General features: G+C 61.5%; 14 protein-coding genes. 4 read left to right on the plus strand and 10 right to left on the minus strand.

Annotated features, from left to right (window positions below; translation table 11 throughout):
- The first annotated feature begins 76 nt into the window (after positions 1 to 76).
- Positions 77 to 997, plus strand: coding sequence for a S66 peptidase family protein (locus ACQRBV_RS26650; protein WP_411985491.1), 921 nt, complete (start codon positions 77 to 79; stop codon positions 995 to 997).
- Positions 998 to 1,115: 118 nt separating this feature from the next.
- On the opposite strand, the gene ACQRBV_RS26655 is transcribed toward ACQRBV_RS26650, so the two are convergent.
- The 5 genes from ACQRBV_RS26655 to leuS form a co-directional block, all read right to left on the minus strand.
- On the minus strand, positions 1,116 to 2,441 hold the full coding sequence (locus tag ACQRBV_RS26655) for a lytic murein transglycosylase (protein ID WP_205344993.1): 1,326 nt from the start codon (positions 2,439 to 2,441) through the stop codon (positions 1,116 to 1,118).
- Between the two features lie 61 nt (positions 2,442 to 2,502).
- Positions 2,503 to 2,667, minus strand: a complete 165-nt coding sequence (gene arfA, locus ACQRBV_RS26660; RefSeq protein ID WP_003176285.1) for an alternative ribosome rescue factor ArfA — start codon at positions 2,665 to 2,667, stop codon at positions 2,503 to 2,505.
- Between the two features lie 116 nt (positions 2,668 to 2,783).
- On the minus strand, positions 2,784 to 3,821 hold the full coding sequence (holA, locus tag ACQRBV_RS26665; RefSeq protein WP_090365653.1) for a DNA polymerase III subunit delta: 1,038 nt from the start codon (positions 3,819 to 3,821) through the stop codon (positions 2,784 to 2,786).
- A 39-nt stretch (positions 3,822 to 3,860) separates the two neighbouring features.
- Complete coding sequence (gene lptE, locus ACQRBV_RS26670) at positions 3,861 to 4,466, minus strand: LPS assembly lipoprotein LptE (RefSeq protein ID WP_060754718.1); 606 nt, start codon at positions 4,464 to 4,466, stop codon at positions 3,861 to 3,863.
- An 88-nt stretch (positions 4,467 to 4,554) separates the two neighbouring features.
- Complete coding sequence (gene leuS, locus ACQRBV_RS26675) at positions 4,555 to 7,161, minus strand: leucine--tRNA ligase (protein ID WP_090365655.1); 2,607 nt, start codon at positions 7,159 to 7,161, stop codon at positions 4,555 to 4,557.
- Positions 7,162 to 7,421: 260 nt separating this feature from the next.
- Here leuS and ACQRBV_RS26680 point away from each other — a divergent pair, with 260 nt between their 5' ends.
- Both ACQRBV_RS26680 and ACQRBV_RS26685 read left to right on the plus strand, forming a co-directional pair.
- Positions 7,422 to 7,745, plus strand: coding sequence for a hypothetical protein (locus tag ACQRBV_RS26680; protein WP_104996059.1), 324 nt, complete (start codon positions 7,422 to 7,424; stop codon positions 7,743 to 7,745).
- A gap of 100 nt (positions 7,746 to 7,845) precedes the next feature.
- Entirely contained in the window at positions 7,846 to 8,607 is a 762-nt protein-coding gene (locus tag ACQRBV_RS26685) for a YdcF family protein (RefSeq protein WP_411985492.1), read from the plus strand.
- 50 nt (positions 8,608 to 8,657) lie between these two features.
- Here the strand turns inward: ACQRBV_RS26685 and lnt are convergent, their stop codons facing one another.
- From lnt to miaB, 5 genes are all read right to left on the minus strand, one after another.
- On the minus strand, positions 8,658 to 10,181 hold the full coding sequence (lnt, locus tag ACQRBV_RS26690; protein ID WP_090365660.1) for an apolipoprotein N-acyltransferase: 1,524 nt from the start codon (positions 10,179 to 10,181) through the stop codon (positions 8,658 to 8,660).
- 8 nt (positions 10,182 to 10,189) lie between these two features.
- Positions 10,190 to 11,029 (minus strand): HlyC/CorC family transporter, encoded by an 840-nt coding sequence (locus tag ACQRBV_RS26695; RefSeq protein ID WP_017735641.1) that lies wholly within the window; start codon positions 11,027 to 11,029, stop codon positions 10,190 to 10,192.
- Positions 11,030 to 11,071: 42 nt separating this feature from the next.
- Positions 11,072 to 11,530, minus strand: a complete 459-nt coding sequence (gene ybeY, locus ACQRBV_RS26700) for an rRNA maturation RNase YbeY (RefSeq protein WP_060754712.1) — start codon at positions 11,528 to 11,530, stop codon at positions 11,072 to 11,074.
- The gene (locus ACQRBV_RS26705) at positions 11,523 to 12,521 is read right to left on the minus strand and encodes a PhoH family protein (RefSeq protein WP_060754711.1); all 999 of its coding nucleotides are present in this window, start codon (positions 12,519 to 12,521) and stop codon (positions 11,523 to 11,525) included. Before ACQRBV_RS26705 ends, ybeY begins: the two co-directional genes overlap by 8 nt.
- 215 nt (positions 12,522 to 12,736) lie before the next feature.
- Positions 12,737 to 14,065: a tRNA (N6-isopentenyl adenosine(37)-C2)-methylthiotransferase MiaB gene (miaB, locus tag ACQRBV_RS26710; protein WP_411985493.1), complete on the minus strand. Its 1,329-nt coding sequence runs from the start codon at positions 14,063 to 14,065 to the stop codon at positions 12,737 to 12,739.
- Positions 14,066 to 14,197: 132 nt separating this feature from the next.
- Between miaB and ACQRBV_RS26715 the strand changes: the two genes are divergently transcribed.
- Positions 14,198 to 14,524 carry a DUF1820 family protein gene (locus ACQRBV_RS26715; RefSeq protein ID WP_040071161.1) on the plus strand — a complete coding sequence of 109 codons (327 nt, stop codon included), beginning with the start codon at positions 14,198 to 14,200 and terminating at the stop codon, positions 14,522 to 14,524.
- The last annotated feature ends 83 nt before the right edge of the window (positions 14,525 to 14,607 follow it).

Raw genomic sequence — 14,607 nt, forward strand, 5'->3', positions numbered from 1 at the left:
TGTGCTGCAGATGTACCGCTATCGGGAGCAAGCCCCCTCCCACATTTCGTTGCGCGTCAGTTAGGGAGAGTTGTGTATGACCGTAGCCGTTCCAGCCCTGCGTTCCGAAGGCACCATTGCCCTGATCGCACCCGCCGGCCCCGCCGCGCTGGATGTCGAAAAAGCCGGCCAGTGGATGCGTGCCCGCGGCTACCAACTGCGAATCTTCCCTGGGGTCTATGAGCGCGACGGCTACCTTGCCGGCAGCGATAAAACCCGCCTCAACGATCTTCACAAGGCGTTTGCCGACCCTGACATCGACGCGATCTTCTGCCTGCGCGGCGGCTACGGCACGCCCCGGCTGCTCGATAGCATCGATTTCGACCTGCTACGCACCCACCCCAAGCCTTTCGTGGGCTATAGCGACATTACCGCGCTGCACCTGGCAATCAGCCGTTACGCGGGGTTCGTGACCTTCCATGGCCCCATGCTCAATGCCGACCTGTTGGGAGGCAAGCTGCCACCTACCGAGTCTTCATTGTTCGCCATGCTGCGCGGCCAACAGGGCACCGGCAGCGTGCTAGCGCACCCGGTGGCCTACCCGTTGAGCACCGTCTCGCCGGGCATTGCCTGCGGGCGCTTGCTGGGCGGCAACCTGTCGATGATCGCGGCAGTGATGGGCACGCCTTACGAGATCGAGGCTGAGGGCATCATCCTGTTGATCGAAGACGTCAATGAACCCCTTTACCGGATCGACCGGCTGCTGACCCATTTGCGCCTGGCAGGCAAGTTGGCCCAGGTCGCCGGCGTGCTGGTGGGGGATGTCGCCGGGGTGGATCAAGCGGCGTTAGAGCGCCTGCTGAAGCAGACCTTCGAGCCGCTGTGCATTCCGGTGCTGTCCGGCTGGCGCAGTGGGCATTGCGATCCGAACCTGACACTGCCGATGGGCGCGTTGGTTCGGTTGGATGCGGGGGAGCAGCGGGTGGTGTTGGAACAGGATGTGGTGTTTAAACCCTGAAACCGCCATCGGGAGCAAGCCCCCTCCCACAACGACGGTGTTCACAAATTCAGATATGTGAATACAGCCAGTGTGGGAGGGGGCTTGCTCCCGATGGCGTCAGTCGCCATAAGCCGATCTACCGGCTCTGCAACGACTCCAGCAGCTTCACCGTCGGATACCCATCCGCCGGCCAGCCCAATGACTGCTGCGCCGCGCGAATGGCTTTGCGCGTATTCGCGCCGATGATCCCGTCTGCGTTGCCCGCGTCATAACCCTTGGCGCTGAGCACTGTCTGCAAATCTATACGCTGGGAGCGGCTCAGCGGCAGCTCGTCCTTCGGCCAACTGCCGAGGATCACACCTGCTCCGCTGAACCGTTGCGACAACAAGCCCACCGCCAGCGCATAGGATGAAGAGTTGTTGTACTTGAGGATCGCCCGGAAGTTATCCAGCACCAGGAATGCCGGGCCTCGATAACCGGCCGGCAGCAGCAGGGCGGCGGAGAGTTGCTCGACATTCGGCGGCATACTGCTGCCGGGCGGCAGCTGGATTCCCAACCGCATCCATTCGGCGACGGTCTTGCGGATGCCGCCGTCGGCCAGGCTGTAGTCGAAGTTGGCTGGCAATTGCCGTACTTCAAAGCCCCACGGCTGGCCGCGCTGCCAGCCGGAGCTCTGCAGGTAATGGGCGGTGGAGGCGAGGGCGTCGGCCGGGCTGTTCCAGATGTCGCGGCGACCGTCGCCGTCGAAGTCGACCGCGTGGGTGTTATAGGTGGTCGGGATGAATTGGGTCTGGCCCATGGCGCCGGCCCAGGAGCCTTTCATCTGGTCGGCAGCGATATCGCCATGCTGGATGATTTGCAGCGCCGCCAGCAGTTGGGCCTGGGCGAACGCCGGGCGACGGCCTTCATAGGCCAGGGTCGCCAGGGAGCGAATCACCGAATTGTTGCCCTGGAACTGGCCGAAGTTGCTTTCCATGCCCCAGACGGAGACCAGCGCCTGGCGATCAACGCCGTAACGCTCCTCGATGCGTTGCAGGATATCGGCGTATTTGATCAGCAAGGCCTGGCCATTACGTACACGCAGCGGCGACAGTGCGCCGTCGAGGTATTCCCATACCGGGCGGGAAAATTCCGGCTGGCTGCGGTCGGCGCGGATGACCGCCATGTCGGGCGTGACCCCGGCAAAGGCGTTATCGAACACCGCTGGCGTGATGCCGGCCTTCAGGGCTTCGGCGCGAAACCCGGCCATCCACTCGGCAAAGGTTTGGGTCGGCTGGATATCGAGATTGTCCACCGCCAACGGGGCCACCACTGCGGGCGCTACGGCCGGCGCGGTCTGGAGTTTAGGCAGGGGCTGGGCATCTGCGGCGGTGGGTTTTTCCGCGCAGGCGACAAGCAGAATGAGGCTGGAGGCAGCGATCAATTGGCGAAGGTGCCAACGACGGGAAAGACTAGAGGGCATGCACAGGTCCAGGAATTACAGATCAGGTGCAGACCTTATCATGCCGGAGGGGCGCTTGCCTTCAGGCAGCCAGAAAGTAAGAAGCCTCCCAGCTATTAGACTGGAAGGCTTCGCGGCGGTAACTGCCTTTGCCCTTGCCGGCGCGTTCCTGACGGCTGCGGAACAGTGGCTGGGCGATGATGGATTTGGCCTTGTTGGGGCCATGCTTGGATGGCTTTTTGCTCATGGTGGGTACTCTCGTTGGGGGGAAGAAGCGGTGCAAATAATCTGCCGAAGTTGTGCGGCTGTAAAGCCTGACAAGTTTCTTGGAATGTAAGCGCAGTCAAAATCTGCGAAGGAAGGTTATTCGGCGGGAAGGCTGAGCCGCTGACCCGCCATCAACAGCGACAAGCGACTCAGGCTCATCCACGGCGAACCGGCCGCCTGGCCCTTGATCTGCGCGTCAATGCGTTGTGCCTCCAGCAATAACTGCGCCCAGCGTTGCGCCGAGTGCCGTTGCAGGGCTTTGCTCATCAGGGGTTTGCGTTTGTCCCAGACGGGTGGCTTGGCCTGGCTGAAGGCTCTGTCCAGGGGCGTGCCCTGGCTGTATTGCAGGGCAATATTGGCTAGCACCCGTAGCTCCCGGGCCAGGGCCCAGAGAATCACCGGCGGTTCGACGCCTTCGCCGCGCAGCCCTTCGAGCATGCGCAGGGCGTGGGCGGGCTCACCGTTGAGGATCGCATCCACCAGCCCGAATACGTCGAAGCGCGCGCTGTCAGCCACTGCGCCTTGCACGGTTTCGACGGTGATCTGCCCGTCTTCGGCCATCAGCTTGAGCTTTTCGATCTCCTGGGCGGCGGCAAGCAGGTTGCCTTCGACCCGCGCAGCGATCAGCTCGACCGCGTCTTGCGTCGCCGACAGCCCCGATTGGGACAGCCGTTGACGAATCCACTGGGGTAACTGGTTGCTGTCTACCGGCCAGATCTGGATGAACTGAGTCTGCGCACCCTCAACCAGCGCCTTGCCCCACTTGGTCTTCTGCGCACTGCCATCGAGCTTGGGCAAGCTGATCAGCAAGACCGTGTCTTCGGCGGGGCGTGAGCAGTATTCCATCAAGGCGGCTGCGCCCTTGTCACCGGGTTTGCCCGAAGGCAGGCGCAGTTCCAGCAGGCGTTTTTCGGCGAACAGCGACATGCTCGCGCCGGCTTGCAGCAACGTCCCCCAGTCGAAACTGGCATCGGCGCTGAACACCTGGCGTTCATCGAAGCCCTGCTGGCGCGCAGCCACGCGGATAGCGTCGGCGGCTTCCTGGCACAGCAGCGGGTCATCCCCACTGACGATGTAGACAGGCGCGAGGCCACTTTGCAGGTGTTTGGCGAGTTGAGCGGGAGCGAGTTTCATAGGCAGGGCGAACGGGGCGCCTGGGGCGCCCCGTATGGCTTACTCGGCAGGGACTTCAACAGGCGATTGTTTCGGCGTGTTGTCTTCATACTCCTGCGCGGCTTTCAGGGCATCGGCGTCAGCCTTGGCCTTGTTGTCAGCCGTCTGTTGCAGGGCTGCCAGTTTTTCCGGGGTCAGCTGTTGCAGGCGGACCATCAGACGCTGGATCAGCTCACGACGCATTTCCTTGCGCACCTGGATAATTTCCGAGTCCGAGCCCACCAGGTTGTTGCCGTCGTGGCTGACGACCTTCTGCACTTCCACCTTGTCGCCCATCAATGGCAGCTGATCACGGCCACGCAGTTCATACACGACTTTGGTATTCAGCTCGATGTCCGACGCACGACCGGCGCTGGCGTAGCTGAGGTTACGCTGGGTTTCCTGCTCGTCGATCAGGTTCAGCTTGTAAGTCGCACCTTCGTAAACGTGCACGCCGCTGTTTTCCAGGGTCTGGCGCAGTTGCTTGACGGTTTCGCCGTAGGCGTTGCGGGCGCTGACGTCGAGTTCCTTGAGTGACAGCTCGTTGGTGCCGGTACCGCGCAGCTGGAAGCCGCAAGCGCTCAGCAGCACGGCAAGGCCCATTACCAGCAGGTTGCGTTTGATCATTTTGTTGCTCCCCTTGAAACCATGTGGGCCCTATCGAGGCCCTGAAGGCTTTGTTCGGCGCAGGGCCCAAGCCCCGCGCCCGATCCGATTAGCTAGCGACGATATTGACCAGTTTGCCCGGCACCACGATCACTTTGCGGATCGTCAGGCCTTCGGTAAAGCGCAGCACGTTTTCGTTGCAACGCGCCGCCGCTTCAACTTCCTCGCGAGAGGCGCTGGCCGGCATGTCGATCTGGCCGCGCAGTTTACCGTTGACCTGGATCACCAGTTGCAGGGTGTCCTGTACCAGGGCGCTGTCGTCCTGCACTGGCCAGCGTGCATCGATGACCGCGTCGCTGTGGCCCAGGCGGCTCCACAGTTCGTGGCTGATGTGCGGGGTGATCGGTGCCAGCAACAGGGTGACGGTTTCCAGGCCTTCCTGGATCAACGCACGGTCCTGTTCGGTGGCTTGCGGTGCTTTTTCCAGCACGTTCATCAGCGTCATCACCTGGGCGATGGCGGTGTTGAATTTGTGGTTCTGGCCCACGTCCTGGCTGGCTTGGCGGATAGCCAGGTGAGTGCTGCGGCGAACGGCTTTCTGCTCATCGCTCAAGGCTGCAACGTCCAGCTTGCCCGGCAGGCCCTGGCTGACATGGGCGTGCGCCAGGCGCCAGACGCGCTTGAGGAAGCGATGTGAACCTTCGACGCCCGAGTCGGACCATTCGGCGCTCATGTCGGGCGGCGAGGCGAACATCATGAACAGGCGGCAGGTGTCGGCGCCGAACTGGTCGATCATCGACTGTGGGTCGACGCCATTGTTCTTCGACTTGGCCATCTTCTCGGTGCCGCCGATTTCCACCGGCAGGCCGTCGGCTTTCAGCTTGGCGCTGATCACCTTGGCTTTGCTGTCGCGCTCAAGCTCCACGTCCGCCGGGTTGAACCAGGTGTAGGCGCCATTGGCTTCGCGGCGATAGTAAGTCTCGGCGATCACCATGCCCTGGGTCAGCAGGTTCTTGAACGGTTCATCGGAGCTTACCAGGCCTTCATCGCGCATCAGCTTGTGGAAGAAACGCGCGTACAGCAGATGAAGAATGGCGTGTTCGATACCGCCGATGTACTGATCCACCGGCAGCCAGTGGTCGGCCGCGGCTTTTTCCACCAGGCCGCCCTCATAGTGCGGCGAGGCGTAGCGGGCGTAGTACCACGAGGACTCGACGAAGGTGTCCATGGTGTCGGTTTCACGCTTGGCCGGCTGTCCGCATTTCGGGCAGTTGCACTCGTAGAACTCGGGCATGCGCGCCAGCGGCGAACCGGCGCCATCCGGCACCACGTCTTCCGGTAGTACCACCGGCAATTGGTCTTCCGGCACCGGTACGTCACCGCAGCTTTCGCAGTGGATGATCGGGATCGGGCAGCCCCAGTAGCGCTGGCGGCTGATACCCCAGTCGCGCAGGCGGAACTGGGTGCGCGAGGCGCCGAGGTTTTTCTTGATCAGGGCGACTTCGATGGCGTCGAAAGCGCCCTGGAAATCCAGGCCATCGAACTCACCGGAGTTGATCAGCGTGCCGTGCTCGCCATAGGCGTCTTGCCACGGGGCCGGGTTGGTGTCGCCGGAACTGGTGCGCACCACGGATTTGATCGGCAGGCTGTACTTGGTGGCGAACTCGAAATCGCGTTCATCGTGCGCCGGCACAGCCATTACCGCGCCGTCACCGTAGTGCATCAATACGTAGTTGGCGACCCACACCGGCAGCTTCTCGCCGGTCAGCGGGTGTTCGACGAACAGGCCGGTTGGCAGGCCTTTCTTTTCCTGGGTGGCGACGTCGGCTTCGGCCACGCTGCCGCCTTTGCATTCGGCGATGAATGCCTGCAGCTCAGGGTTGTTCTGCGCGGCCTGGGTGGCCAGCGGGTGTTCGGCGGCGACGGCAACGTAGGTTGCGCCCATCAGGGTGTCCGGACGGGTGGTGAAGACTTTCAGTGCGCCCGCTTCGCCGATCGAATCGACGTTGTACGGGAACTGCACTTCCATGCCCTTGGATTTGCCGATCCAGTTGCGCTGCATGGTCTTGACCTGTTCCGGCCAGCCCGGCAGATCGTCGAGGCTCGACAACAGTTCATCCGCGTAAGCGGTGATCTTGAAGTAGTACATCGGGATTTCGCGCTTTTCGATCAGCGCGCCGGAACGCCAGCCGCGACCGTCGATGACCTGCTCGTTGGCCAGTACGGTCTGGTCGATCGGGTCCCAGTTCACGGTGCCGTTCTTGCGGTAGATCACGCCTTTTTCGAACAGGCGCGTGAACAGCCATTGTTCCCAGCGGTAGTAGTCCGGCTTGCAGGTGGTCACTTCGCGGGACCAGTCCACCGCCAGGCCCAGGCTGCGCAGCTGGGTCTTCATGTAGGCGATGTTTTCGTAGGTCCACTTGGCGGGCGCCACGTTGTTTTTCATCGCGGCGTTTTCCGCCGGCATGCCGAAGGCGTCCCAACCCATGGGTTGCAGGACGTTCTTGCCGAGCATGCGCTGGTAGCGGGAAATGACGTCGCCGATGGTGTAGTTGCGCACGTGCCCCATGTGTAGCTTGCCGCTGGGGTAAGGGAACATCGATAGGCAGTAGTAAGTCTCCTTGCCTGGCTGTTCACTGACTTCAAAGGACTTTTGCTCGTCCCAGAAGGTTTGGGCGGCATTTTCTATTTCACGGGGCTGATATTGTTCGTGCATGGCTACTTTTGAACTGAATAGGGGTGGCCTAATCCTCTTCGGTACAACATTCAGGTAATCGACGCCAAAAAGCGGCGCGTCTGTGCCCAAACCCTGCGGGAAGTGGAGTTACAGGAAGCGCCGTAGCATACATGACCCCACTCTATCGAGGGAAACCCTGATTGCGCGGTCGAGGCCGTCTGTCGCGGCGCCGGGCAGGCACAGTCACGCAGACTACGCTGTTTATTGGGGAGCAAGTATTTCTTCAATGAGGTGAGGGGATGGGTGAATCGCAGCGAACCTTAACGAAACCGCAATTGTATGAAGGGCTGATCGACCGTTTGGGTCGGGCATTGGATGCTGCAAAAACCGCAGGCCGATTGCGTGATGAGCGGCCTCTGGAACTGGAGTTGCGAGGCTTGAGCCAGGCTGAACTTGAGCTGATCAAGCGCTACCTGGAATTGAATCAACATCGCGCCTCTCCTGGGCAGGCTTCCCCGCCGTCCCAGTCTCAAGAGCCGACGCGTTCAGCCAAGGTGATCTGGCTGAAGGACCTGTCCGCCGGGCGGGCAGGCGACAAACTCAAGGCGGTGAGGTGCAAGTGAAATAAACCGCGTGTCTGTCGTTGGTTTCTCGTAATGTGCTGGTAAGGATTGTCGCTGAACCCCGTTGCATCTAGGCTTCGGGCATCTTAGGAGATGCCCGATGCCTTTTCGTTATTTCATCAAACAACTATTGCTGCCGCCCGGCATCTTCTTGCTGTTGCTGGCGTTCGCCTGGTGGGTTCGTCGCAGCCGCCCGCGCCTGGCAGGGTTTTGCTTTGCCCTGGGTTTGGGGGGCATGTGGCTGATGAGCCTGCCGGTGATGGTGCAATGGGGGGCGCAAGCGCTGGAGACCGAACCACCCCTGGCCCGTGAAGAGTGGGCGAGCCTGGCGCAACGGGCCGATGCGATTGTGGTACTGGGGTCGGGACGCGAGCGCGGTGACTCCGCATGGGGAACTGACCAGCCGACCGGGATCGGGTTGGAGCGCGAGCGTTATGCCGCACGTCTGGCCAAGGCATCCGGCTTGCCGGTGTTGACCAGCGGCGGCTTGCACTACGGCACGCCGCCCAGCGAGGCCGAGCTGATGGCTGTGTCGATGCAGGATGACTTTGGCGTCACCGTACGCTGGAAGGAAGAGCGTAGCCGTACCACCTGGGAAAACGCGCAGATGAGTGCCGAAATCCTGTTGCCCCAGGGCATCAAGCGCGTCGTCGTGGTGACCCAGGCCTGGCATATGCCGCGTTCGGTGTGGAGCTTCGAGAAGGCCGGTTTCACGGTGGTGCCTGGGCCGGTGGGGTTCCTTGGCATAGACAATGCGCGACCGCTAGGAGGCTGGATGCCCGAGTTCAAGTCGGTGTGGCAGAGCGGGCAGTTGCTCAACGAGGCCGTGGGGCAGGTAGGGTATCGGTTGTTCTACCGATAACACCGCAGATCAAAATGTGGGAGGGAGCAAGTCCCCTCCCACATTCTCGGTTAGAGCGCCTTGGACATCCGGCCGGCCAGCAGCGCCCAGCCAAACAGCAGCACGCACACGATGATCAGCGGCCACGAACGCCATTGCAGGTACGGCGTCAGGTTGTGCATCGGCACGACCTCTCCGTAGAGAATCCCGCGTTCGAACTGTGGGATCTGCGCAGTGATCTGCCCGAATGGGTTGATCAGGCCGGTCACGCCGTTGTTGGTGGCGCGGATCATCCAGCGACCGGCTTCCAAAGCCCGCATCTGCGCCATTTGCAGGTGTTGCAATGGGCCGATGGAGCGGCCGAACCACGTGTCGTTGCTGATGGTCAGCAGCAGGTCGCTCTGGGCCGCCAGGCCTGCGGCAAACTCCGGGTACACCACTTCGTAGCAAATGAACGGCGCAACGTGATAGCCCTTGGCCTGGAGCATGGCCTGGTCAGAAGGGCCTCGGGCGAAGTCCGACATGGGCAGGTCGAAGAAGGCGATCAGCCCGCGCAACAGGTCTTGCAGCGGCACGTACTCACCGAAAGGCACCAGCTTTTGCTTGAGGTAGGTGCCGTCGCCTTCGCCCACAACCGTGATGCCGTTGAAGTAGCGCTTCTCGTGATGGACTTCCTGGCGAATCGGTACGCCGGTGATCAGCGCGGAGTTCCGCTCGGCGGCGAACTTGCCCATCATGCCCAGGTAACCCTCGACGGACTCCTTGAGCACCGGTACAGCGGTTTCCGGCCATATCAGCAGGTCGGTGCGCTTGGCGCTGAAGCTCATGTCGCGGTACAGCGCCAGCTGCGCATTGAGTTGCTCAGGGTCCCACTTCATGCTTTGTTCGACGTTGCCCTGGATCGCGGCCACGCTCAGTGGCGCGCCGGCAGGGCTGGTCCAGGCATGGTGTTTAAGTGCAAAGCCGACGGCCCATGGCCCAACCAGCAGCACCAGGCCCGCACCGATAAAAGCGTTGCGCTTGCCCGCCAACAGGCGGGGCAGGTTGCACAGCAGGGCCGCCGTGAGTGCCAGGGCAAAGGAAATCAGCCACATGCCGCCCAGCGGCGCGAGTCCGCTGAGCGGGCCGTCGAGCTGGCTGTAGCCGGAGTACAGCCACGGGAAGCCAGTGAGGAACCAACCGCGGAACGCTTCCTGGCCGACCCACAACGCAGCAAAGGCCAGCGCGTCCGCCAGCGGCGCCTCATTACGGCGCAGCCAGCGTGCCCATAGCCACGCGGGCAGGGCGAAGAACCAGGCGATGGCGGCGGTGAACAGCAGCATCAGGAAGCCGGCCAGCAGCGCCGAAGCGCCGCCAAAGTGGTGGATGCTGTAGTAGATCCAGCTGGTGCCGGCGCCAAACAGGCCGAAACCGAAACACCAGCCACGGCCCAGGGCCTGGCGTGGCGTCAGTTCCCGGAGCCCGACATAGAACAATCCGACGGCCACCAGGGCAAACGGCCACAGGTCGAAGGGTGCCAGGGCCAGGGTGGTGACGGCGCCGGCCACCACGGCCAGCAAGTTACCGGGCCAGCCGGGGGCTATAAAGCGGCGCATATCAGTCCTTAGCGGGCAATAGGTGTCAGGCGGATCAAGTGGATGCGACGGCTGTCCGCATTCAGGATGCGAAAACGATACGCACCGATTTCGGTGGTTTCGTTACGCTTTGGCAGGTGCCCGAACGCATTCATTACCAGGCCGCCCACTGTGTCGAACTCATCGTCGGAGAATTCGCTGTCGAAGAACTCGTTGAAGTTCTCGATCGGCGTCAGCGCCTTGATCAGGAAGTCACCGCTGGGCAGGGGCTTGATGTAGCTGTCTTCTTCGACGTCGTGTTCGTCTTCGATGTCGCCGACGATCTGCTCCAGTACGTCTTCGATCGTTACCAGGCCAGCCACGCCACCGTATTCGTCGATCACAATGGCCATGTGATTGTGGTTGGCGCGGAACTCGCGCAGCAACACATTCAGGCGCTTGGATTCAGGCACGAAGGTGGCCGGACGCAGCAGGTCCTTGATGTTGAAGTTGTCACCGTTCTCCTTGAGGATCAGCGGCAACAGGTCCTTGGCCAGCAGGACACCCATGACATCGTCATGGCTTTCACCGATCACCGGGTAGCGCGAGTGCGCCGAGTCGATCACGGCCGGGAGGAATTCCCGTGGGGTCTGGGTCGCCTTGATGCTGATCATCTGCGAGCGCGGTACCATGATGTCCCGTACTTGCAGGTCAGCGACCTGGATGGCGCCCTCGACGATGGCCAGCGCTTCGCTGTCCAGCAACTTGTTCTGATGGGCTTCGCGCAGCAGCTCCAGCAGCTCCTGGCGGTTTTTCGGCTCGTGGGCAAAAGCCTGGGTCAACTTGCCCAGCCATGACTTCTGCCCGTTGCTCGATCGGTCTTCGCTCATAGCGATTACTCTGAATCCTTTGTTGTATAGGTTAAGTGTTGATCAGTTTTCGTCATCTGCATAAGGGTCAGGGTGACCCAGTTCTGCAAGCAACGTTTGTTCCAGTGTTTCCATTTCCTCGGCTTCGTCATCGTCTATATGGTCGTAACCCAAGAGATGCAAGCAGCCGTGGATGACTAGATGGGCCCAGTGGGCTTCAAGTTCCTTGCCTTGTTCACGCGCCTCGCGCTCCACCACCGGCACGCAGATGACCAGATCGCCCAGCAGGGGAATATCCAGTAACTCATCCGGTACGTCGGCGGGGAAGGACAGCACGTTGGTGGCGTAATCCTTTTGCCGCCAGGTGTGATTCAACTCACGGCCCTCAGGCTCGTCCACCAGGCGGATGGTCAGCTCAGAGTCGGCGGTGCGCTGGCGCAGGGCCAGGGCGCACCAGCGGCGAAACTGTTCTTCACTGGGCGCGGGCGCGTCGGTCGCCAGTTGCAGGTCTAGCTCAAGCATCGTGGCGTGCGTCCTTCGGGGCGTCGCCCTGGTGTTCGAAGCGCTCGTAGGCTTCGACGATGCGCTGCACCAGCGGGTGGCGCACGACGTCCTTGGGCATGAAATGCGTGAAGCTGATGCCCGGCACATCCTTGAGTACCTCGATCACCTGGCCCAGGCCCGATTTGGTGCCCTTGGGCAGGTCGACCTGGGTGATGTCACCGGTAATCACGGCGGTGGAGCCGAAACCGATACGGGTCAGGAACATTTTCATCTGCTCGACGGTGGTGTTCTGGCTCTCGTCGAGGATGATGAAGCTGTTGTTCAAGGTGCGACCGCGCATATAGGCCAGCGGGGCGATCTCGATCACCTGGCGCTCGATCAGTTTGGCCACGTATTCAAAGCCGAGCATCTCGTAAAGTGCGTCGTAGAGCGGGCGCAGGTACGGGTCGATCTTCTGCGCCAAGTCGCCGGGCAGGAAGCCGAGTTTCTCGCCGGCTTCGACCGCCGGGCGCACCAGCAGGATGCGGCGTACTTGCTCGCGCTCCAGGGCATCCACCGCGCAGGCTACCGCCAGGTAGGTCTTGCCGGTACCGGCGGGGCCGATGCCGAAGTTGATGTCGTTGCCGAGGATTTCCTTGACGTAGCGCTGCTGATTCAAGCCGCGTGGGCGAATCATGCCTTTCTTGGTGCGCAGGGCCACGCTGGCTTCGGCCACCGGGTTGTTGGCCAGGTCTTGCACGGCGGATTCCTGCAGGTACAGGTGCACGGTCTCCGGCGACAGCTCACTACCTTTGGTTTCGCGGTAGAGGCGACGCAGCAGGTTTTCTGCCGACGTGGTGTGCTGGGGTTCGCCAATCAGCTCGAACTGATTGCCGCGGTTGCGGATCTCGATGCTCAGACGTTGTTCGATCAGGCGCAGGTGCTCGTCGAACTGTCCGCACAGGTTGGCGAAACGGCGAGCCTCAAAGGGCTCGAGGAGAAAACGATGAGGTTCTATGGGTGCGTTCAAGGTCGCTTTTAGCCGCCCTTTGGCTGTTGAGGTGAAAGAGAGGATAACGCCAGCCGCCGGTGTGCGAAAGCACTTATATAACCCGAATTCGGCGTAATCCCAGTGTGGGAGGGGGCTTGCTCCCGATAGCAGTGGTCCAGATAAAGCATCTGGGGCTGACACTCCCTCATCGGGAGCAAGCCCCCTCCCACATTTGATCTGTGTCGTTCACAAGGTCACGGCAATAACGACCCGCGCAACGAGTGCGGTTGTGCCGCGTCGATGTGCACGTCGGCGAATTGGCCGATCAGGGTCGGATTGTCGCAGCGGAAGTTGACGATTCGGTTGTTCTCGGTGCGGCCTTGCAGTTCGCCCGGGTCTTTTTTCGAATAGTCGGTGACCAGGATGCGTTGGATCGAGCCGACCATTTGTCGGCTGATCTCGAAACCTTGCTGGTTCAGGCGATGCTGCAGTGCGTTCAGGCGTTCTTTTTTCAGCGCTTCGGGGGTGTCGTCCGCCAGATCGGCGGCCGGGGTGCCCGGGCGCGGGCTGTAGACGAACGAGTAGGAAAAGTCGAAACCAACATCTTCGATCAGCTTCATGGTCTGCTCGAAGTCTTTTTCGGTCTCGCCCGGGAAGCCGACGATGAAGTCCGAGCTGATGCAGATGCCCGGCACCGCCCCCCGCAGTTTGCGCAGTTTGGATTTGTATTCCAGGGCGGTATGGTTGCGCTTCATGGCCGCCAGAATGCGGTCCGAGCCCGACTGCACCGGCAAGTGCAGGTGCTTGACCAGTTCCGGTACTTCGGCGTGGGCCTGGATCAGGCTGTCGGAGAACTCCAGCGGATGGGAGGTGGTGTAGCGAATGCGTTCGATGCCGTCGACCGCAGCCACCACGCGGATCAGCTCCGCCAGGTCGGCCAGGCGCCCGTCGTGGGTCTGGCCGCGATAGCCATTGACGTTCTGGCCCAGCAGGGTCACTTCGCGCACGCCGTTTTCGGCCAGGTGGATGATTTCCGACAGCACATCGTCAAACGGCCGGCTGACTTCTTCACCGCGTGTGTAAGGCACCACGCAGAAGGTGCAGTACTTGCTGCAGCCTTCCATCACCGACACGTAGGCGCTCGGCCCGTCGATGCGCGGCTCGGGCAAGTGGTCGAATTTTTCGATTTCCGGGAACGAGACATCGACCTGCGGCAACTTGGTCACGCGGGCGGCGTCGATCATTTCCGGCAGGCGGTGCAGGGTCTGTGGGCCGAAGACCACATCGACATAGGGCGCGCGGTCGCGGATCGCAGCACCTTCCTGGCTGGCCACGCAGCCGCCGACGGCGATTACCATCTCCGGGTTCGCCAGCTTCAATTCGCGCCAACGGCCCAACTGGGAGTACACACGGTCCTGGGCTCGTTCGCGGATCGAGCAGGTGTTGAGCAGGATCACGTCGGCATCTTCGGCGCGGGCGGTGACTTCCAGGGCCTGGTGTTCGCCCAGCAGATCGACCATGCGCGAGCTGTCGTACTCGTTCATCTGGCAACCGTGGGTTTCGATGTAAAGCTTCTTGGCCATGGGGATCGTCAACTGGTGGTAAAGAACCGCGCATTATAGGGGGCATGCCCATGGGTTCCTAGCGTTGTGCATCGGGTGGCATGCTATAGTTCGCGCCCCCTTTTATATCCCCCGATGTGTTGTTTGCCCACCATGACCAAACGTGAAGCTCCAATCTACAAGGTGATTTTCCTCAACCAGGGCCAGGTGTTCGAAATGTACGCCAAGCAGATCTATCAAAGTGATCTGTGGGGCTTCCTGGAAGTGGAAGAGTTCGTCTTTGGCGAGCGCACCCAGTTGGTCGTCGACCCGGGCGAGGAAAAGCTCAAGGCGCAGTTTGAAGGCGTGGTGCGCAGCTTTGTGCCGATGCATTCGATTGTGCGCATCGACGAGGTGGAGCGCCTGGGCACGCCGAAGATCAGCGAGGCCCGGGGCGTGGGCAATGTCATGCCGTTTCCGATGCCGATGCCCGAAAAATAAAGCTTGGTAGTGAGCGGGCTTGCCCCGGTACAAACCGGGGACATCGTTTACATTTCTAACCGGGGACATGGTTTACAGGCTAT

This window comes from Pseudomonas sp. R11F (assembly GCF_050312575.1).
Taxonomy (GTDB): domain Bacteria; phylum Pseudomonadota; class Gammaproteobacteria; order Pseudomonadales; family Pseudomonadaceae; genus Aquipseudomonas; species Aquipseudomonas palleroniana.